The organism is Plebeiibacterium sediminum, assembly GCF_026013605.1.
Lineage (GTDB): Bacteria > Bacteroidota > Bacteroidia > Bacteroidales > Marinilabiliaceae > Saccharicrinis > Saccharicrinis sediminus.
Genome location: NZ_JAPDPJ010000055.1, coordinates 21,027 through 40,669 on the forward strand (window position 1 = coordinate 21,027; position 19,643 = coordinate 40,669).

General features: G+C 32.7%; 19 protein-coding genes. 5 read left to right on the forward strand and 14 right to left on the reverse strand.

Features of this window, described 5'->3' with window-relative positions; translation table 11 throughout:
- Nucleotides 1-260: 260 nt before the first annotated feature.
- The 12 genes from dnaG to OM075_RS18705 form a co-directional block, all read right to left on the reverse strand.
- Nucleotides 261-3,479, reverse strand: coding sequence for a DNA primase (gene dnaG / locus OM075_RS18650; protein WP_301192059.1), 3,219 nt, complete (start codon nucleotides 3,477-3,479; stop codon nucleotides 261-263).
- Between the two features lie 3 nt (nucleotides 3,480-3,482).
- Nucleotides 3,483-3,773, reverse strand: a complete 291-nt coding sequence (locus OM075_RS18655; protein ID WP_301192060.1) for a hypothetical protein — start codon at nucleotides 3,771-3,773, stop codon at nucleotides 3,483-3,485.
- Between the two features lie 71 nt (nucleotides 3,774-3,844).
- Nucleotides 3,845-4,159 carry a DUF4406 domain-containing protein gene (locus OM075_RS18660; RefSeq protein WP_301192061.1) on the reverse strand — a complete coding sequence of 105 codons (315 nt, stop codon included), beginning with the start codon at nucleotides 4,157-4,159 and terminating at the stop codon, nucleotides 3,845-3,847.
- A 17-nt stretch (nucleotides 4,160-4,176) separates the two neighbouring features.
- On the reverse strand, nucleotides 4,177-4,359 hold the full coding sequence (locus tag OM075_RS18665; RefSeq protein ID WP_301192062.1) for a hypothetical protein: 183 nt from the start codon (nucleotides 4,357-4,359) through the stop codon (nucleotides 4,177-4,179).
- Nucleotides 4,359-4,649: a helix-turn-helix domain-containing protein gene (locus OM075_RS18670; RefSeq protein ID WP_120271268.1), complete on the reverse strand. Its 291-nt coding sequence runs from the start codon at nucleotides 4,647-4,649 to the stop codon at nucleotides 4,359-4,361. The genes OM075_RS18665 and OM075_RS18670 overlap by 1 nt, the downstream gene beginning before the upstream one ends.
- A 162-nt stretch (nucleotides 4,650-4,811) precedes the next feature.
- The gene (locus tag OM075_RS18675; protein ID WP_301192063.1) at nucleotides 4,812-5,561 is read right to left on the reverse strand and encodes a hypothetical protein; all 750 of its coding nucleotides are present in this window, start codon (nucleotides 5,559-5,561) and stop codon (nucleotides 4,812-4,814) included.
- A gap of 117 nt (nucleotides 5,562-5,678) precedes the next feature.
- Nucleotides 5,679-7,052, reverse strand: coding sequence for a site-specific integrase (locus tag OM075_RS18680; RefSeq protein ID WP_301192064.1), 1,374 nt, complete (start codon nucleotides 7,050-7,052; stop codon nucleotides 5,679-5,681).
- 361 nt (nucleotides 7,053-7,413) lie between these two features.
- Nucleotides 7,414-8,301, reverse strand: coding sequence for a viperin family antiviral radical SAM protein (locus tag OM075_RS18685; RefSeq protein WP_301192065.1), 888 nt, complete (start codon nucleotides 8,299-8,301; stop codon nucleotides 7,414-7,416).
- Nucleotides 8,302-8,361: 60 nt separating this feature from the next.
- The gene (locus tag OM075_RS18690) at nucleotides 8,362-10,641 is read right to left on the reverse strand and encodes an NERD domain-containing protein (RefSeq protein WP_301192066.1); all 2,280 of its coding nucleotides are present in this window, start codon (nucleotides 10,639-10,641) and stop codon (nucleotides 8,362-8,364) included.
- Nucleotides 10,642-10,730: 89 nt separating this feature from the next.
- Complete coding sequence (locus OM075_RS18695) at nucleotides 10,731-11,123, reverse strand: putative peptidoglycan-binding domain-containing protein (RefSeq protein WP_301192067.1); 393 nt, start codon at nucleotides 11,121-11,123, stop codon at nucleotides 10,731-10,733.
- 25 nt (nucleotides 11,124-11,148) lie between these two features.
- On the reverse strand, nucleotides 11,149-11,850 hold the full coding sequence (locus OM075_RS18700) for a LytR/AlgR family response regulator transcription factor (protein ID WP_301192068.1): 702 nt from the start codon (nucleotides 11,848-11,850) through the stop codon (nucleotides 11,149-11,151).
- Nucleotides 11,850-13,001: a sensor histidine kinase gene (locus tag OM075_RS18705; RefSeq protein WP_301192069.1), complete on the reverse strand. Its 1,152-nt coding sequence runs from the start codon at nucleotides 12,999-13,001 to the stop codon at nucleotides 11,850-11,852. The genes OM075_RS18700 and OM075_RS18705 overlap by 1 nt, the downstream gene beginning before the upstream one ends.
- Nucleotides 13,002-13,164: 163 nt before the next feature.
- Between OM075_RS18705 and OM075_RS18710 the strand changes: the two genes are divergently transcribed.
- The 4 genes from OM075_RS18710 (at nucleotide 13,165) to OM075_RS18725 (ending at nucleotide 17,142) form a co-directional block, all read left to right on the forward strand.
- A complete protein-coding gene (locus OM075_RS18710; protein ID WP_301192070.1) occupies nucleotides 13,165-13,566 on the forward strand; it encodes a MotA/TolQ/ExbB proton channel family protein in 402 nt (133 codons plus the stop codon).
- A 315-nt stretch (nucleotides 13,567-13,881) separates the two neighbouring features.
- The gene (locus tag OM075_RS18715; RefSeq protein WP_301192071.1) at nucleotides 13,882-15,765 is read left to right on the forward strand and encodes a serine hydrolase domain-containing protein; all 1,884 of its coding nucleotides are present in this window, start codon (nucleotides 13,882-13,884) and stop codon (nucleotides 15,763-15,765) included.
- A 392-nt stretch (nucleotides 15,766-16,157) separates the two neighbouring features.
- Entirely contained in the window at nucleotides 16,158-16,811 is a 654-nt protein-coding gene (locus OM075_RS18720; protein ID WP_301192072.1) for a nitroreductase, read from the forward strand.
- Nucleotides 16,812-16,914: 103 nt separating this feature from the next.
- Nucleotides 16,915-17,142, forward strand: coding sequence for a hypothetical protein (locus tag OM075_RS18725; protein ID WP_301192073.1), 228 nt, complete (start codon nucleotides 16,915-16,917; stop codon nucleotides 17,140-17,142).
- Nucleotides 17,143-17,250: 108 nt separating this feature from the next.
- Here the strand turns inward: OM075_RS18725 and OM075_RS18730 are convergent, their stop codons facing one another.
- Together OM075_RS18730 and OM075_RS18735 are read right to left on the reverse strand one after the other, a co-directional pair.
- On the reverse strand, nucleotides 17,251-17,646 hold the full coding sequence (locus OM075_RS18730) for a cupin domain-containing protein (protein WP_301192074.1): 396 nt from the start codon (nucleotides 17,644-17,646) through the stop codon (nucleotides 17,251-17,253).
- Nucleotides 17,647-17,779: 133 nt separating this feature from the next.
- Nucleotides 17,780-18,859, reverse strand: a complete 1,080-nt coding sequence (locus tag OM075_RS18735; protein WP_301192075.1) for a helix-turn-helix domain-containing protein — start codon at nucleotides 18,857-18,859, stop codon at nucleotides 17,780-17,782.
- A gap of 239 nt (nucleotides 18,860-19,098) precedes the next feature.
- On the opposite strand from OM075_RS18735, the gene OM075_RS18740 reads away from it, so the two are divergent.
- Complete coding sequence (locus OM075_RS18740) at nucleotides 19,099-19,572, forward strand: hypothetical protein (RefSeq protein ID WP_301192076.1); 474 nt, start codon at nucleotides 19,099-19,101, stop codon at nucleotides 19,570-19,572.
- Nucleotides 19,573-19,643 lie beyond the last annotated feature (71 nt).

Sequence of the window (19,643 nt, forward strand, 5' to 3'; positions counted from 1 at the left end):
GCTTTAAGCTATTAAATATCAGTTACATAAATTGAGGACTTTGAGGAGGAGTGAGGGAAAGAGTATGCTTTGTCCTCTTTTGTCCCTCAATAATCCCTCATGTTTCCCTCAGTCGTCCTCACTTATTATTAGAATAGAAAAGTTTATAGTATTATATATCAGTATATTATTATACTCTATACTTAGTAAGTGAGGAAATGAGGACGGTTTTTGCAATACTACCATTAATAAGCTTTAATAATGTGTTTTGATTTATATATTTAGATGAAGCGTTCAAGCTCAATACCTTGTTCTTTCAGGGTATCATAGTTCAGTATGTAAGCACTTGTTCTATTGCTTCCGAACTGTACGTTCTTTCTGCGATAGTCAATAAATGAACGATGTTTTTTTAGGTATTCACCAATCACCGCCTGGTCTAATACGGTTATCCCTTCTTTGCGAGCTTGTTCCCTGTATAAACCATGTATCGCTCCAACTCTTATATAAAGATGCTTTACGCTATTTTCAGCTACAACGATTCTGTAATGTGTATTATCCGATATTTTATAAAGATTAAGCAGGGATTGTAGCACATGAAAGTATTGCTCCACTTCATCACTTTGGTTTTGTACTGATATGGTAAGTCTTGCAGAAAGTATTAAGGCTGTTTTTGCTGTTTGATAATCAAAAGGGAATTTCAAATCAGATTGTTCCATTAGTATTTTCATAGGAGTGAGTACCGATGAAATATTCAAAACGGTTCTGCGGTCAACATTCCCAAATTCGCTAATAAGTTCATCCATAACCTCTGAACTAATACCAGGTTCTTCTTTAGCGTAGTGTTCCTCAATTAAATGTCGATTGTCGAATATTGAACAGGTAATATTGGTAAACTGCAAACTTTCTTCGGCAGCTTTGAACTCTTTCAGGTCTTCATAGTTTCCCCGATTGGTATCATCAAATTCTCCTAGCAAGCTGCGACTTGAGAGAGCCGGGTCTTGTGTTGGTAAATCCTGACCGCTAATAATACCCGAACCCCTGGGCTTTGCAATACGTGTTTCGTTACCGCCAGACTTTACCCCTGTAAGCTTTCCATTGCGGTCGGCAATACCTTTTAACGCCTCGATGGTATTTTTATGGATGCTGTTCTTATACTCATTGCCCCAAAACGGATGGTTGGTTGTAGAGTCCATACTTCGCTGCATACCTGTACTTGTACTACCGGAAGCAAGGTTAATACCGTCTTCCATAGGTGGCTTGCCAAACATATACATGATACTTCGAGCTGCGGTACTTTTACCTGATTGGCGTTTCCCAAACAGGAATAGTAATGGGAAGTACCCGAAATTGGCTTTATAAATTACATCGCTGAAAACGGTGGCTATATAGTAGGCAATTAGTAACTCTGCATTACCCGGATAAACCTTGTTCATGGATGATGCCCACTTACCAAAATCCCACTTGCTATTCTTTGGTGGTTGAATATACTTTGAGTTTTCCTTAAATGGGTTTCCGCTATCGCTTGTACCAATTCTCAATAATTTACCATAGGGCAGAAAGAAGAAATGTAAAAGATTTACCTGGCCCTGGTTAATTTTATCTTTCAGGTTATCTGCACCATATTTACCAACAAACTCTGCGGTTGTATTTAATACGTGAAAGGTGTCCCCAATACGAATCTGACTTTCGGGAGGAATATCCTTAAACTCATCCATGCTGTTTATTCGTTTTGCATGGGTGGTAACACCATACTCATCAATCTCATGGAATGTTTTATCGTAATACAAACCATTGGCAAATACCCAAAAGCGGTTCTTTTCATTGTAGCCAACCCTTTCTAGTTCCTTTGCTTCGGGTATGCCCAATAGCTTCACGTTTTTAATACTATCTAGCTGTGTGTCGTTGCCATACCAAAAGAAACCATGCCTACGGTGAACTTGCTTTTTAAACGATGCAGGAGTACAAAAGTCATCCGATGATATGGTGGCAAGTCGCTTCCGTCCGTATTGGCTCATCAGGTTAAGAATGTATTTCAGGTCGGTTCGCCCTTGTGCATCCCTATGGAAAACACAGAATAAAGCTTCAAATGTGAAATTGGATATTTGCTTAGGATTCTTACCTTCCACAGTCCAGTATGCCCCTTTTTCTTCATAAAACTGATTTTCCAAGAGGTTTTCCTGTTGCTCTTTTTTCAGTTTTATAATGTCGTTAATGTTCTCCTTCTTCTTGACTTTTTTCTCTGTTGGCTGGCTGTTTTCCTTTAAAGCATCCTGCCAAGCTTTTTTCGGTTTAATCTGCTCAGAAACAAAGTCAAGATAAACCTCCTGGTTGGTTTTATCATAGCAACTAATCAGGGCAGCCATCCGCTTAATTACTTCCGATTTCTTAACCGGGTCATTGGCAAATCGTTCAGCGTATTCAGCCGTTTTGTATATGATGTAATCTTCCTGTTGTTCATCGTACTGAAGAAACGTTTTATTGTCTATAAAAAGAGAATCAGGGTCTTGTTTTTCGGGTAGTACAACTACCGAAACATGGAACTGATTTTTAATCAGTATTTCAGCATTCCGACACATGGCATTTCGTCCGGCACTATCGCCATCGTATATGAGCGTAGCCTTATTGGTGTATTTTTTCAGGAGCTTAGCCTGTGCGTTGGTTAATGCAGTTCCGCCTGTTGCAACTGAATTAATTACTTCAATGGAGTGCATCCGAAGCACATCGGTATAACCTTCTACTATATATGCCCGGTCTTCGTTTTTAATGGCGAATCTTGCAATATTTAAAGCATACAATTCATTGCCTTTGGTGTAAATGCAGCTCTCGTGTGTATTCAGATACTTAATCTTTGGGTTTTCGTTCAAATCACGCCCGGCGAAAGCAATGGTTTGACCTTTGGAATTGCAAACAGGAAACATCAATCGGTTGTAGAAAAAGTCATAAATGCCTTTGTCGTTGCTTTTCAATACACCTATTTCTTCAAGTATTTCCGTTTTTACACCTTTCTCCCTGGCATGGGCAAGCAGAGCATTTCCACTTGGAGCGTAGCCAATATTAAAGCTGCTGTTTTCAGGAATGACAATGTTTCGCTGCTTTATGTAATCCTGTGCATTCTTATGATTGACCTGTTCTAAGAAGAACCTTTCAATGATATTACAAGCTATTTTCAGGCTTTCTTCATGTTTGAATTTAGCTTCATCCCAATTGGTGCTTTTCTTCCATTCAAAATTGAGGTTCAAAAGCTTTGCGCCAATTTCGACTGCCTCTTTAAATTCAACGTTTTCATGCTCCTTTATAAACTCAATGGCATTACCGCCTTTATCACAACCAAAACATTTGAAAATTCCTTTTGCCGGGTTAACGCTGAACGAAGCAGTTTTTTCATTGTGAAACGGACAACAAGCTTTGTAATTAACCCCTGCTTTCTTTAGTGTGACAAAATTTGAGACAACCTCGTAAATTTCATCATTGATTTGCTCTATGACCATTTTTGCATCCATCGGCTACCAATCTTTTCCTGTCAATAACTCACGATTGCTGCTGTCAAGGCTCATAAAGAACTCATAAACATTACCCCTGAAATCGTAAAACTTATCTAACAGGTGGTAGCCCATATCTGAACCCCAAATCTTGTAAAAGAGAGCATTCAACTCCAATTGTGAATCTTCAATCATTTTTTGAATTTTATTGCCATCAAACGGAATGTTGGTATAGCCGTTTTTTTCATAGAAACTCTTTATGCGGTTATCGAAATAATATAACTTCGATAACGTATTTGGTGCTAATGCTGTCATTATAATTTGTTTTGAAAATGAACTTTTTGTGTAAAAGGCAGGATTGCCCTTGTTCAATCCTGCCGAAACCATTAATAGCCGTCAAGGGTGGTTATTAAATCTTTTATATCATCAATTGAAAAGCAGAGGTTTTTCTTCTCCTTCATTGCTGCCGTAAGTTCAATTCTTGCAGTAGTACTTTCTTTCCATTTAGGTAACATGTAAATGGTGTCGCTTTCGAGAATTAAACTCAGACGGAGAGTAAGGCTTTTAGACCAACCAAGCCTATCATCTAACTTTTCATCGGGATTAACTATGGTACATCCTAGATTCAACAATTGCCTTTTTAAGCTTTGAATGAAATTTGCATCGGTTTCGTAATGGATTCCGGAGAGATATATTGTCATTGCTTTCGATATTCTATTTATGGGCGACCTAATAAATCATAAATCATCTGAACTTGCTTTGGGGTGTATGCTCTGCCTCGATATTCACCAAGTTCTTCTTTAATTGGTTCAAGCCAGCGTTGAAGTGTTAAATAGCTTACATTGTATGCCTTTGTTAATTGATGTTTGCTTTGAGCGACTGGTTTTTCATTGTTTTCCATTATCTGAATGTTAAATGGTTTGTATTTGCCTCCTCTTTAAGCCTATTTATCTCGCTCGCATAAATCTGCCAAGAACCTCCTTTAAATTCCTGTCTTGCTTTTAACATGTTTTTCTTGCAATAATGAATAACAGTAGTGTAGGGCATACCTGTCAGTTTGCTGAATTGATTGGGTGTGTAAAATTCAGGTTTGTCTTTTTCCGATAGCCTGTGAATCTCGCTTATAATTTTCTCAGAAAAACTGTTTAAGTCAGCTACGGTAACTAAATTGTTTAAATCTTCTTTCTGCATAATCGTATGTTTTTATTTCTACATCAATTTGTAAGCGAACATACATTTGCTGCAAACACGAAAAAAGGGACAGAGGGGGATGTCCCCCTTTGTCCCCTTTTGGTAACAATCATTAAATCAAGATGTAATAGAAATGATTTTTTTGAAAAAAAATTACAAATGCTATACAGTATTGGCATTTGCCAATTCTTCAAGTAGTGATTCGACCTTGTTTTTTACGTTGTCATTAACATCTGTAAACTGTTTTCTAATTTGTTCTGCTTTTGGAAACTCAGCTCTTTTTGTAGAAAAATTATCTGCTAATATCCTGGATAAATGAGTGCGATTGAAATTTGGGTCTACAGACACTTTATTCATTATCCTAAATGAAAGATATGCAAGTTCTGGACTTGAAAGATTGGTTTTAAATCTTACAGGGCTTTGCTTATCCGAAATATCCATTTCAATCCCATCATTCAATGCTGTCAGCTTTAAAATATCAACCGCAGTTTCAATTTTATCAATACGTAAAGTGAATACAACATGTAGTTGGCGATATGCAGTTCTAGCTTTTTTCAAATACTTCTTTTGGAAGTATTTAGGAAAGCAACATTTAAACCGCACTTTTTGCAAAGTGATACAATCGTGACTTTGGGATACTAATTGAATAAATTGCTCGTTAAGGCGTTCCCTGGTATAAAGAAACTCATCGTATATATTATGCAAAAATACTTTTCTTGACTGTTTTGAATTTAAACTAAAAGGTAAGCTTTGAATTTCTTTTCTAAACTCAATTAGATACTCATCCAACTGCTGATTGTATTCCTGTTCAGAAGAAAATTCCTCAGTAAATGTTAAATACCGCTTTCTAAACTTCCTTGAGTATTTCACCTCAATCTTTCCAATCTTCTCTATAAAATCATATACGAACATTATGTGTTAATTTGAAAATGTTAATAAAAAATAATTATCAACGTGCAAAAGAACTGCGTATGTTCCCTTGTGATTTAATATTGTGTTCGTATATGATTTCATTTCTTGTCTTCTTTATTATTCAACTACATAAGAGAATTTTGTGGAGCAGGATTGACATTGAAGTGTGAGCTTTTTAATCTTAATCACTCCCTTTTCAAAACTGAATACTTCATTATCGCAGTTCGGGCAAATGGCTCTAGCGTGGTTTATATTTTCATTATTGAGGTTATTTAACCTATTCCATTTCGACATTTCTTCCTTTCGCTTGTCATCAATGATTTTAGCATAAATCTGAGTAGTTCTTAAATCATTATGCCCCATAATATCAGATACAGTCTCAAGAGACATACCTAATGTTAATGCACTTACTGCAAAAGTGTGTCTTGTACAATGAAAAGAGAGGCGTTTTTTTATACCAACCTCATTCATTATAAAGCGTAACATGGGATTTATATCGGAGCTATTTCGCACAAAGCCTTGATAAATCTTGTCGTTTGGCTTCTTATCGCCATCTAAATCAAGAACCGATTTAAGCCTTTCTGTAATTGGAATTCGGAGCATCTTTTCTTTATCCTTTCGGCTTTTTTCCATCGGCATAATAATCATGTTGTTTTCAATATGTTTGAATCTTAATTTTTTCAGGTCAGAGAGCCTTAATCCGCAATAGCAACTGATTAAAATGTGTTGAAGTGTTTCCTGGTATTTCATTCCAGTTAGGTAAGTTTTCCCTCGATTATCCTTCTTGTAGATTTTCAAGAATTGTTCGCTGTTGTAATAATCATGAAGCATATCCAATTCCTTTAATGAAAGATGGTCTTTTTTACCATCTTCTTTCAGGAATGAAAAATTGCTAAATGGATTTCTGTCTATGATATTCTTTTTATGAGCATAGGTTATGAATTTTCTTATCATTGACATGCTATCATAAATTGTGTTTGGCTTGTTATTGAGGTGTTCTATCAGATAGTTTCGATATTTCTCAAGCCAATTCTCATCGATTTCATAAATGGTAACATTAGCTTGGTATCTTTCAAGTTTAATGATACCGAATTCTAAGCCCTTATATGTGGATGCTTTAATTCTATTTCTCTCTTCCTTTAGTCTTGTTTTTGCGAATTCGATAAAGCTTCCGTTAACTTCACTATTTGAGTAAAGGCTTAAAATACTTTCAAAGGTTACAGGTTGTTTTCTTCTCTCTAATTCGATGATGATTTGCTCAACCTCGCTTTCTTTATCTTTTAAATAGAGATTGTTTTTTTTCGCATCAGGTACTTCCCTGATTTCTTTAATCTTTTTGGTTTTGGGATTGTAGTAATCAGGTTTAAGAAAAAGATTTAAAGGAATCTTTTTTGTTTTTCGGTTTAGAGTAACCCTAATGTAAAAACGAGACGTACCATCTTTTTTTGTGTACGAGCTGTCTAAAAAAATACTTACTGTAGCATTTGCCATAATTTAATAAATTTGTGCTATGGCAGTCTTTAGAGCTATTCGGAAACAATTCATAACGACCAATATTTATTCGGAAACAATTCGGAAACAAATATTGTATTTGTTGTAAATATGGGTTCGAATAAATCGCACTAAATCGGAGTAAATGCGAGAAAAAGCTAGTAAATACAGGTATCTATAAAATTGATTGTAAATTTGATTACAATAATATTTGTATCCTACAAGTTTGAGGGCCGTGTGTACTACGTACGTGCGGGTTCAAGTCCCGCCTTGGGCACAGAAAAACTCCCGACTGAGTTATTTTGGTCGGGAGTTTTTATTTTAGGCACTGATGATTCGATATCAATATTCTTAAACTGGTCTATTCCTGTTTCATCAACGAATCATAGATACCACCTCTTTCTAAAAACTTTCCATAGTTATACTTCATGCTATTATAAGCATCTTGAACCCCTACTTCTAATATTGGTAAACTATATTTATGTCTCCCGGAGCTGTTTTCAAAAAAACTTCCGGATGGGTCAATCATTGCATACGATGAAATCATTTGTGAATTGTCTTCTGATACTAAGCCATTAATATGTTTATGCTTGCCCAGAAATAAATCAAATTCCTTATTAGAAATGAGATACTCATCTACTTTATTGTCGTTCTGCCCTTCAATAGGTAAAACTTGCATTACTTTCCATCTTTTGGGTTTTGCGAACTCAATGAAGTCAACAAAACTTTCGTTGTAATTAAATATGTTTATTACCGTGTTTAATTTCAATTTGTAATTATTTACTCTAATTCTCTCAATTAATGAGTAATAATGCTCACGCAGTAATGGCCTCTTACCCTGTAATGCTCTGCCAATTTTAATATTGGTAAATTCGTTTAAGCTATCAATACTCAATCCAATCCAGTCCAAATGCTTTTTGTTCTTTTTTAGAAAGTCATCTGAAAGCTTTGTACCATTACTAATAATCATAGTTGTCATTCCCAGTTCCTTTGCCAATATAATTAGCTCAGGTAACCAAGGGCAAAGCGTAGGCTCTCCACCTGCAAAAGTTATTTTCTCAAAGCCAAAACCAGCCAATTGTTTTACAATTTCAATGGCTTTTTCTTTTGGTAAATGTCCTTTCGGTAAAATACTACTTTTCACATCCTGAAATGTCGCAAAACAAAAGCCACAGTTCATGTTACATGGTTCCCATAAGTGAAAGTTTACACTTGGGATAATCTCAATTGCATTAACTAATTTGTTCATAATATTCACGTTTAAAAAGTTAGCTTATAGCTATAACATGAATATTCTGTGAACAATTAATTACGCTAGATAATCTGCTTCTGAATTATACTCCCCAAGAGAATATGAATACACGATATTGTCAAACTCTAAATGCTTCCATATTTTATTTTTCTTTATTGCTGATATGATATCAAATGGAGAACAGTTATTATCATTTTTCCATAATTTCAAATCCTCTTTCTTTAAAATTCTATCTTGACCCGGCTCTGGAACCCCAGAAGGATTATGATGACTAACATTGTCAATATTAAATCCTTCAAATTCATTTATTTCAAGCAGTGTTTTAAACATTTGCGTTGTTCTCATTGAATACAAATCGTCTCTTAAAATAATCGTCAATTCAAACAGACTTAGTTTTAAATACTTCTCATAGAAAATATTTTCGTCTCCCACATATACATTTGAAACAATTAATGGTTGGATGTTTAATTCATCTAAAGAACAATCAATTTTAAGTTCCTTTTTAATTTCAGGAAAATTATCTCTTATGTACTTTTCTCCTTTTTTAAGTTGATTTACAGCATGAATTTTAAAATTTTCCAATACATATTTATGGTCTCGTTTGGGATTTTCCTCTACATATGTATTTTTTACTTCTACAATGAATATTGTTTTTTCCTTATATGCCAACGTGTCAATATCCCCACTAATCCTTGTTTTATTATCAATGGTGTAATTATACTTATAACTTGGCTTAGATTCGAATCCTGCATTTTCAAAAAGCACTGCTATATCCCTTTCTGTATCTTCAGTTTGTTTATTATGTGCTAAAATTTCATCTCTAACAAATCTTCGATGGAGTACTACTTCCCATTTCAAGTCTTTGTTTAATGCAGATAACCAGAAATATAAATCACCTATCTTTATAAAAGGAGTATCTTCAATGTTAATTAATTGGCCGTTCTTTAAGTTCAAGTCAATAGTAAGATAATTAATAATACCAGTCACATCATCCTTACTCCATTGAAAATATTGGATACAATTATTAATTAATTCGTTTTCTTCAAATACTGATACATAGTCAATTTGCCTTCTTTTTGAAAATACATTTTTAAACTCAGTTTCAAGTTGGCGCTTAAATACATAGTCTACTTTCTTATTTTGAATACCAAAGAATCTACCTTGAGGAAATAAATTAGCCGCAAATACTTGAAGTAATAAGATAGCTTTTTCAAAGTCAACCTTACTTTCGGTTGATTCCGGTTTAAAAGCGAAAGGTATATTGAAAAACTTAAAATATTCTAAACTAGAATATTTCTTTATTATGTACTCTCTTCTCCACATGTCATTCTCGTCATTACCCTTTCCCTTTAATTCATCTATATTTCCTCGAATGACTTTGTTTATTAGATAATGCTCATTGTATTTGTCTTTTTTTAAGCTAGTCTGGTAATCCATGTAGCTCTTATTTGTTAAAATTTCAGCTTCATTACCATCTATCATTTCAAAGTGAGCATTTCCAGTTAAAATGGAATTCACAATATTTTCATTCTCCGCTTTCGCAAACTGGAAATTAATAATACCCCTTATTTGTTCTTTAATATCACTTACATTTTCCTTTGGTAGGAATTTAGGATCAAAGTTGTTTTCAAAATATTCTTTTGTCCTTAATGGTGGCAATTCTTGATTCAATATTTCAGAAAATGTTTTAATGCAATATTTAGGCTGAGAATGCAAATTATTATTAGAATTATCCTTTCTTTTTGCATTAATGAACTTGTTTAGGATATGTATCAAATTAAGCCTGTAACTAATTATCTTGCTGTTGTCATTAATATTCTGGGGAGAGTAGTTTTTAAATTTCTGAAAAAACGATATTGCCTGAATGATAATATCTTCACAACTGAATTTTAAAATTTCTTCTTGATGTAAATTATCTTGAGCATCCCAATACTCCTTGTTATTTTTCAGAAATTCTAATTCTCTGTAGAATTGCTTTAGCTTTATATCTCTGGATGATTTAAAGGATTCAAATGTATCCCAGTGATAAGAGTACTTATAGCTTTCATAAAGTAAAATGAAGCCTTGTGCAGATTTAAAATCAATACCCACAACAGCTTCTAAAAACCTTGTACTGGCATTTACTCCTCTAGAAAAGTAATAATATAAAATCTCATCCCATAGGTCGGTTTGAGATAAATCCTTTACGAAATTTGACGCAAAATCAGACTTATAAAAAGTATCTGATACTTTCTTATCCTTAAACGGAGTATTTACTTTCAGGAATAAGTATTCTACATCAGAAAATGAATTACCTTCTAATGCTGCTAACGCTTCTTTTAATTTAGTTTTATTCATATTTAAACATTATATAAGAGTTAGCTCATGGCTAATAATGTTTAAATATATGCTTCAAAATTAAAAAATAATATCCACAAATAAAATATTCATATTGATTGTACGAATTTTATGGAATCAATCCTTCTCAACCACCCCTTCAAAAATTTCTGATTCTGACCTTTTTGTGCAATGATGTGGTAATAATGAATGCGAGCAGATTTTATGGCATTGAATAGCGGTTCTGGAGGACAGGAATTGATGGCATTAATAGTTTGTTTGCCGATAATCCCATCAAGTTTTAGCTCATAATCAAAGAATCGGTTTAATACTTTTTGAGTACCACAACTTCCCCAATACCCACTATTTACACACCAATCAAAAATAATTTCTTGTAACGAGCCGGAGTTAATGCTTCCGATTTTGTATTTATCGTAGAATGTATTACGATAGTATTTTTTTAACAATGAAGTCAGTAGTGGATTATAATCATTGTATTTCATTTATCAAAATATTCCGACTAAAGCTCTATTGTCCTTCAAGATTGTTTAATACCTGCTCTTTATAATTTCTGCCAATAGTAAATCTTCGGTCATCTATTTTAATATATGATGATGTGTAGTGTTCTATTTGATTAATATTAATAATGAAAGAACGGTGGATACGTAAAAATATATCAGAAGATAGTTCTTTCTCCATACCAGAAAGTGAATCGTAGCAAATAAGGCTGTTCGTTGTTGTTTTAATTTTAATGTAATTATCTAGGCCTTCAATATAAAGAATGGTTTCGGTAGGAATATTATAATGCTTTTTATCTGCCTTAACATGAATGATTTCTTTAGGTTTAGCATGATTAGTCTGTTCCAATGAAAGAAATTTGTTGATAGCCTTTAAGAACCTTCCGGTAGAAATAGGCTTTAAAAGATAATCAAGTGCATTAAGATCAAAGGCATCAACAGCATATTCTCTGTAGGCAGTGGTGAAGATTACATAAGGCTGTTTAGGTATGGCTTTTAAGAATTCAATGCCCGAAATGGATGGCATATTAATATCTAAAAATAATAGATCAATACCTCCTTTGTTTAATTGAGGAATAGCTTCAATAGGTTTAGTGTAAATTCCTACACACTCAAACTGTTCACTAAAATTTTCAAGATGTTCCTGAATCACTTTTATGGCCAAAGGTTCATCATCAATAATCAGACAAGTATATTTATTTTTAGGGGGCATTATCTTATAATTTTTAGAGTAACGTTAAAGTTATTGTTGTCTGTTGATATTTGCAAATCATATCTGTTCTGGTACAATAGTTCAAGTCTTTCGCGTACATTTTTAAGTCCTAAACCCTTACTCTTTTTAGTTCTAGCCTCAGAAACATTAATATTATGTATGTAGTTATTTATTTTGAATTGTATTTTGGTTGCAGTAACCATTAGTTCCATTGTAATAAAATCGTTATGGGTTTGTTTTAGTCCGTGCTTAAAAGCATTTTCAACAAAGGGGAATAAAACTAATGGAGCAATTTCTATTCCTGTTAAATCCTCGGGGAAATCAGTTTTTACGTTAAAACTATCGTCGTGCCGTATTTTTTCAAGTTCAATATAGTTGTTGATGAATTCTATTTCTTTGCTTAATGCTACCTTTTCCGTATTGCATTTATAAAGCATATATTCCAGTAAGTCTGATAAGCGTACAATAACTTCTCTTGAAAGTTCCGTGCTTACATTTACAAGGGCATAAAGGTTATTCATCATGTTAAAGATAAAGTGCGGGTGAATTTGCTCTTTAAGTAACTGTAGCTGTACTTCCTTAAATTTTAATTCCAGCTGATTCTTTTCCTTTTCAATAATTAGTTTTTCTTCTTTTGATTGATAAGATTCCCTTGTAAAATAAAACATAGATGATACTAGTGCAATGATATAGGTACCGGTCAGAAGAATAATAACATCTTCTCTGGAAGGTAAAATGGTATTTTCAAAAGCAATGTTGCTATAAAAAGTAATTAAAAAGAGTGCTATGCTAATTAACCATGACGATATAATAATTAAGAAAAAGATAGAATAAATAAATAACCCTGTTTTACCTTTATATAAGAACTTTGGAATTAATATTTTATTGATAATTCTTGCACTTGCAAAGCTAATCAGTAATAGCAGGATGGATACATTTGTACGTATTTGAATATCATAGTGCCTGTTACTAAAAACAAAAAACATAAATAGGCATGCTATGATCCAATAGATGATTTCCCAATAAGGAAAAACGTTTTTTCTGTTAGCGCCCTTCGCAATTAGCTGGCTGCCGGGGGATTTTATGTTTCTGTTGTTAGCCATAGCTAACAAATATAAAACGAATATAGTTTCAATGTTACTTAATATCATGTTTTTATGCCAACGACATAAAATGCACCCCGAATGGCATAATTGCTATTTATTGTTTTAAATTTGTTTTTAAGGATGGCATATGTGTTGTTTCCATAATATATTTTTAAAGATTATCATGAATATTTACAATTGTTCCATTATTAATTTAAACTTCTAAATCATGATAATCAGATTATTCTTCGAAGGTGGAACATTTTTTATGTCACTTGTCTATTCCATGTGGATACTTGCAATTGTACAGGCAATCCGTTTTATTATTTTATATCGAGGCATTAAAAATCCTCAAAAACTTATAAGAATCAATAACAGTATTTTATTTTTTGGCAGCTTATCCTTTCTATTTGGTATAACCGGACAAATGATTGGTCTTATAGCAGCTTTTGATGCTATTCAGTGTTTGGGTAACGCCAGTATTAAACCCGATATGCTCGCTGGTGGTTTAAAAGTAACTTTTATTGCCCCGCTTTTTGGTATCACATTTCTGATAATAACAGCTATTATCTGGTTTGTACTCGGTAATTTAAAAAAATACCCTTCTCAAAACGGAGCTATAATCCAGTAAGAAAAAAATACAGGCTATAATATTTCATTATACATTCACGCTCCTTACATAAGATAACCTCAATATATAATCTACGAAGTATTGAGGTTATTACAATTGTGCTGATAACCTTATGGTTTTAAATTTAATACTATGAAATAAGCCAAGATAAAAACTTCTAACACAGGAGAATGATTGTTTTTTCGGCGAGTTCCATGTGGCAATTTGAAGAAAAAATAAACACATGAAACGAGCTATAGTATGTACTCTACTCATACATCAGTATAAATGACGTTGGCAAGATTTATATTATCAATGAAAATAAATTTCCCTTATATGAAACTCAAAATCTGCATATTTTTAATCCTACTTTCCATTTTCTTATCCAATAAAGTAGCGTATTCATTAAATACAAATCCTATAAAAACTGATTTGTGTGCCTGGATCGATTCTTCATTTACAAAAGCTATGAATGAATATCATATTCCGGGAGCTACCATTATAGTAATGAAAGGCGATTCAGTTCTTCATATGAATGGTTATGGCATGGCTCATATTGAAACCAATACATCGGTGGTTGCTGATTCTACGATATTCGGAATAGCCTCTATTTCAAAAACATTTGTAGGTACTGCTATAATGCAACTATATGAAAAAGGAAAGTTAGATCTTGATAGGGATGTAAACAACTATCTAACCTCATTTAAATTGAAATATAAATTTAACGATTCCATTACAGTAAGGAATCTTTTAACGCATACTGCAGGTTTAGATTATAGCATTATTGGTATGTCTGTTCGTAGCAAAAAGGACTTAATTCCTCTGGATAAATATTTAAAAACAAAGTTGCCGCCACAAATAAGGCCCTCAGGTAAGGTAATGATGTATTCCAATCAGGGGTATGCTTTATTGGGTTTTATTGTAGAAGAAGTATCCGGGATACCCTATTATGAGTATGTAAGTCAGAATATTTTAAATCCATTGGAAATGAATTCCAGTAGTTATAGACGAGCTTCTAAGTTAAACGAAAACTATGCAACTGGTTATGTGCATAACGGTGAAAGATTCATCCCTTTTAAACCAGATTTTTTACTTTGTTACCCGGCAGGCGGATTATTTGCAACAGCATCAGATATGGGAAACTATATTTCTATGTTTTTGAATAATGGTAGTTTTAAAGGAAGACAAATTTTAGACTCTACATCTGTGGCTAAAATGCTTTACTCCCCATTTAAGCAGTACGAAAAGGCTGAATATGGATGGCTGCTTGGCCTATATGAATTTCAATCCCACAAAATTAAATATTACGGACATGATGGCTCCTGGCAGGGGTTTCAAAGTAGGTTAGCTCTGTTTCCCGATAAAAACATCGGTTTTTTTATTGATGTTAATTCAGAGGGTAGCAAAGGTAATAGTCAACGGTTTATTAATGAATTTGCTGATAGCTTTGTAGAACGAATGATGCCCCAGAGCATTATTGAAAAGCAACAGGCAGAAGTTACCCCTAAGCGTGGATCTGTTGACGAACCATTGAATAAATTCGCAGGTAAGTACAGATTAACAGCTTATGCACATAAAACTTTAGGTAAATTAGGTGTATTAATTGGTTTAGTTCCGGAAATTACCATTGTTTCACAAGATAGTATACTTAAAGTCCTTGACTGGAACCTGGAATTACTGCCCGTATCGGATTTAACCTTCCATACAAAATATGGTCATTTTGCCTTTGACAGAGATACAAGAGGAGAGATTTTTTATTTCTTTACTCAGATCTATTCCTACCAAAAATTAAAATGGTACGAACCTGTTACATTTCAGATGTATTGGATAGGGAGTATTATCCTTATTGTGTTGATATACATTATTACAAGTGTTGAACGTAAACTATTTAGTCGCCACAAAAAAAGTAATCTGATTAAAAAAATGAACTTCGCATTGGCCTTAACCATTGCTCTTTTTATAGGGCTGCTTGCTTATACCTTAACAAAAACAGAGCTAAACGATTTTTTCTTTGGTATCCCCTTGCTACTTAAAATTACCTTAGTAATACCATTTATTATTATACCATTGGAGTGTGCTGCCATCTATTCTTTGATTAAAGCTATTCGATTTAAAGAATTAAAACCGGTTGATATAGCCTACCAATCTTTGATGCTTGTTGCAGCTTTACTTTTTATTCCCTGGTTACAGTATTATAATTTAATTGGATTTAATTATTAATGAGTGGAGAGCTTTTGAGAACCATTTAAAAATTACAGTTATTACTGGAATATCAATCATGGCGTTAGGCTTAAAAATATCAAGAGCCTGCTTGTAGCCATCCATTATTTGTGACCTTTTCAAATCTTGTATAAATACATAACCTGTCCATTGTCAGTTTCTCTGCTTATGGATCAGAAACTCCTGATTGATTATTTTAGTCAGGAGTTTTTATTACTACCAGATTGACCCTTTTAGTGTTATATTTTATTTCTGTTCACTGACTTATTTTCAGGTATTTGAGAATCTACCTCCTTATAAATGCTTTATTGATCCTAATATTTCCCATATTTAGGAATAATAATTGTGGATATCCGACTCAGAAATTTTAAAAAATAAATTAATAAAAACTTATGCAACGACATTTTTTCGTAGTCATTATTATGCTTTTAATTATTGCCTGTCAGCCAACAATTACGCAGAAACAGGATGTTAGTGAAACAACTAAGCGTAACGTAATTATAGATAACATGTTAACCAGAAGGGCTATTCGTAAATATACGGATCAACAGGTGAGTAAAGAACAACTGGATACCATATTAAAATGCGCTATCTATGCTCCAAGTGCATTAAACAGACAACCATGGCAAGTAAGAGTGATTCAAAATAAAAAGTTATTGGATGAAATCAATCAACGTTTTTTAAACTTTGCTGAGGGAAAAGAATTTCAGGGAAGTGCTTCCAGATATAGAGAACCAGGGTTCAGTATTTTTCATAATTCTCCAAGTTTAATTGTAATTGCTCGTGATGTAAACATAGGTACAAGCACACTGGATTGCGGAATTATATTGCAAAACATATTGCTTAGTGCGCATGGCATTGGTTTAGGAACTTGTCCTATTGGTTCACTGGTTCCGGTATTAAATTTACCTGAAAACAAAGATATTTTAGAACAATTAGATATTCCTGAAGGTTATGAAGTCGCTATAAACGTATCCTTAGGTTATGCAGATGAAAAGCCTGTTACTAAAAAGCGGTTTGAAAATAGAGTTAAAATTATAGAATAGTGCTGCTTTAATATTTATATCTGCTTAAGTTAAATTGAAATACGTAAAAATATTTTGTATTTTATCGTGTATTAAACAATCATTATTCTGAAAAAATATACCTATGAATGAATTTACAAAAGAAACATTAGATCAGTTATTGCACAAAGAAGTTATTGTTGAGTTGGGAGATGAAGATGATGTATTTACATTTAAGGGAAAGCTTATAAGTTATAATACAGAAAATGAAAGTTCAGAAAAACTTACTGATTTTTGTATATACACGGATCATGGAGCTGTAAAAACCTTCACTTTTAATAATCTAAGAGATATTAAATTACTTGAGCATTAGGCTTAAAAGTATTAAGCAAGCAAAATACATAAAAGGTGTATTATAACATTTTACATAATACACCTTTTATGTATAAACCCTTTTACCCTTTATTTATCATGTGAATTCTTATTCGTGATGTACACCCATTTTGTCCAGTATATGATCTACAACATGACAGTGTTCATCCTGAGGACTAAATAATATAATATTTGAATCTTCATTTGCAATTACAGTGTGACCAGGAGGCCAGTAAAATAAATCGCCGGTAACATTATTTTCTTCCGTTTTATTGGTATATCTCACAGTGATATTACCATTCAATACATAACCCCAATGTGGTGATTGACACATATTATCTTCTAATCCTTCCAATAATGGAGAAATATCAGTTCCTTTTGAGAGAGTAAAAAACTCACCTGCCATTTTTCCATATCCAGTAGAATCACCAAAATCTCTTTTCTGTCGCGCTATTGCTGCCGGTGAATCTATTCTTACCGGTACATCTTCTTTTGCTATTTTCATAATACTGAATTTTAGTTAGAATAATAAAAGACCTTCAAATCTTTATAGTGCAAATTAAGGCAGAATCACTATTCGGACTATTAAATAGAAGTCAAATATATGTATATAGGGATCATATACCAGGCTAATACAACTAATTGTTTTTACTGTATATATCATTTAGTTTGGATGGGGTTATTGAAAATCTATTTTTAAAACATTTAGAAAAATAGGAGGGACTCCCAAAACCAGTTTCATAGGCTATTTCAGAAATATTTTTATTCTCGCTAATTATTAAGTTCATAGCCTTAAATAATTTATATTCATTTATAAAATCCTGTGGAGATATACCTGTTATAGATACAATGGTTCTATAAAATTTAGATTTACTTAGCCCCATTGAAAGCGTAAGTTTTCGTATACTAAATTTTGGGGTATTCAAACTCTTTTCTAGAATTGGTATCAACTGAAGTATGAAGTTTTCTTCATCTAAACTTAAAAACCTAATTTCTTTGCTATGGTCAATGAGTTTATATGCTTCTTTTTTGAACAGATGTATAAACGCTCCAGTAATTATTAATTGGTTTTCTATTGAAAAGGAACATAAGTTTTTTGTATGGTCTATGTCGTTAATAAAAACCTGATCGTTTTCTGGATTTAGTTTAGAATTACTAATACCAATACCAATTTTAATAATAGGCGGAAACGTGTTGTCATTTATATCATTGATATATACATTTCTTGTTTTAAGAGTGCATTTTAAGGCATCTTTAGCAGAATTAAATAAGCATACCATAGAATTCTCATGTTTTTCTATTATTACACCTTTGTGCTTTGTTATTAGGTGTTCGGTATATTTAAAATACTTCAGGGTTTTTAAAGAGATATTATCATCATCCTTATTACTTAAAAAATTAAAACAAAAGGCTACTATTATTTTAGGAGATAATTGATCTTGTAGATTTTGTCTATTACTACGTATTTGATGAAAATAGCAATCTGTAAATAATTTGTTTACTTCAATTATTTGCAGGCTAACATCATTAATAAAATTGTTTATAGAATTAGCTGTATCAATATTAGGGGCTTCAAATAAGTAGAAAATCCTTTCCAATTCCAGATCAACCCAATTGGACAAATAATGATAATTATATTTTGTCTCGTTACTTATTAGCTTATAGGTTAATGTATCAATAGTAATTTCAGGAAGGTCTGATATTTTATATTGAAACATATAAATGGGCATATCTAAATCAGATTATAATAAGTAAACAAGTTAATTACTATTATTAATAAGATCAATACAGAATCAGATAATAAGGATTGTTGTTTTTCAAACTTTTGGAATTTAAAGATGTATCTTCGAAATCAGGATTTTAGTTTAACGGATTTAGATAGATTGTAATTAATGTATTTGATTGAATTTAAACTGTATATACAAATCATATATAAATGATAATAAATAAACAAACAATGAAAGCACTAACCTTATTAATCTTTACACTATCACTGACTTTAAGCATTGAAACAAATGCACAAACAACAAAAGAAATAGTCGCCGGAACACATGTGATGTTAACTCCACCTGAAGATTTTATCAAAGCCAAAAATTTTACAGGGTATCAAAAAGGGGAGGAGGCCATAATAAATGTAATGGACTTAAATGGAGGTAATTATTATAGTAATGCTGCAAGTTTTAAGCGAGAAACATTTGAGGCAAAAGGATTGATCGTCTCTGAATTTGAGGAATTAAAGATTGACGGTTATGAAGCAAAATTAGTAGTATTGAAGGCAGATGCAAATCTAATAGCTATTAATGTGGTTTTTGGAGACTCTACTTTTTCAGTAATGATAACAGGAACCTATAGTACTTTGGAGCCGAAAATAGGTGAGCAAGTTAAAGCGAGTCTGTTGTCTGCCAGTTTTCAGTACATGACAAAACTATAAATAATTGAAAATCAATGATTTAAAAGGTGAATTTTCTTGTTTAAAACCTTGATATTCAGTATCTTACAAAA

Excerpts from the sequence above, each read along its gene's own strand:
- dnaG (WP_301192059.1), bottom strand. The coding sequence starts at position 3,479 with ATGGATGCAAAAATGGTCATAGAGCAAATCAATGATGAAATTTACGAG.
- OM075_RS18655 (WP_301192060.1), bottom strand. The coding sequence starts at position 3,773 with ATGACAGCATTAGCACCAAATACGTTATCGAAGTTATATTATTTCGAT.
- OM075_RS18660 (WP_301192061.1), bottom strand. The coding sequence starts at position 4,159 with ATGACAATATATCTCTCCGGAATCCATTACGAAACCGATGCAAATTTC.
- OM075_RS18665 (WP_301192062.1), bottom strand. The coding sequence starts at position 4,359 with ATGGAAAACAATGAAAAACCAGTCGCTCAAAGCAAACATCAATTAACA.
- OM075_RS18670 (WP_120271268.1), bottom strand. The coding sequence starts at position 4,649 with ATGCAGAAAGAAGATTTAAACAATTTAGTTACCGTAGCTGACTTAAAC.
- OM075_RS18675 (WP_301192063.1), bottom strand. The coding sequence starts at position 5,561 with ATGTTCGTATATGATTTTATAGAGAAGATTGGAAAGATTGAGGTGAAA.
- OM075_RS18680 (WP_301192064.1), bottom strand. The coding sequence starts at position 7,052 with ATGGCAAATGCTACAGTAAGTATTTTTTTAGACAGCTCGTACACAAAA.
- OM075_RS18685 (WP_301192065.1), bottom strand. The coding sequence starts at position 8,301 with ATGAACAAATTAGTTAATGCAATTGAGATTATCCCAAGTGTAAACTTT.
- OM075_RS18690 (WP_301192066.1), bottom strand. The coding sequence starts at position 10,641 with ATGAATAAAACTAAATTAAAAGAAGCGTTAGCAGCATTAGAAGGTAAT.
- OM075_RS18695 (WP_301192067.1), bottom strand. The coding sequence starts at position 11,123 with ATGAAATACAATGATTATAATCCACTACTGACTTCATTGTTAAAAAAA.
- OM075_RS18700 (WP_301192068.1), bottom strand. The coding sequence starts at position 11,850 with ATGCCCCCTAAAAATAAATATACTTGTCTGATTATTGATGATGAACCT.
- OM075_RS18705 (WP_301192069.1), bottom strand. The coding sequence starts at position 13,001 with ATGATATTAAGTAACATTGAAACTATATTCGTTTTATATTTGTTAGCT.
- OM075_RS18710 (WP_301192070.1), top strand. The coding sequence starts at position 13,165 with ATGATAATCAGATTATTCTTCGAAGGTGGAACATTTTTTATGTCACTT.
- OM075_RS18715 (WP_301192071.1), top strand. The coding sequence starts at position 13,882 with ATGAAACTCAAAATCTGCATATTTTTAATCCTACTTTCCATTTTCTTA.
- OM075_RS18720 (WP_301192072.1), top strand. The coding sequence starts at position 16,158 with ATGCAACGACATTTTTTCGTAGTCATTATTATGCTTTTAATTATTGCC.
- OM075_RS18725 (WP_301192073.1), top strand. The coding sequence starts at position 16,915 with ATGAATGAATTTACAAAAGAAACATTAGATCAGTTATTGCACAAAGAA.
- OM075_RS18730 (WP_301192074.1), bottom strand. The coding sequence starts at position 17,646 with ATGAAAATAGCAAAAGAAGATGTACCGGTAAGAATAGATTCACCGGCA.
- OM075_RS18735 (WP_301192075.1), bottom strand. The coding sequence starts at position 18,859 with ATGTTTCAATATAAAATATCAGACCTTCCTGAAATTACTATTGATACA.
- OM075_RS18740 (WP_301192076.1), top strand. The coding sequence starts at position 19,099 with ATGAAAGCACTAACCTTATTAATCTTTACACTATCACTGACTTTAAGC.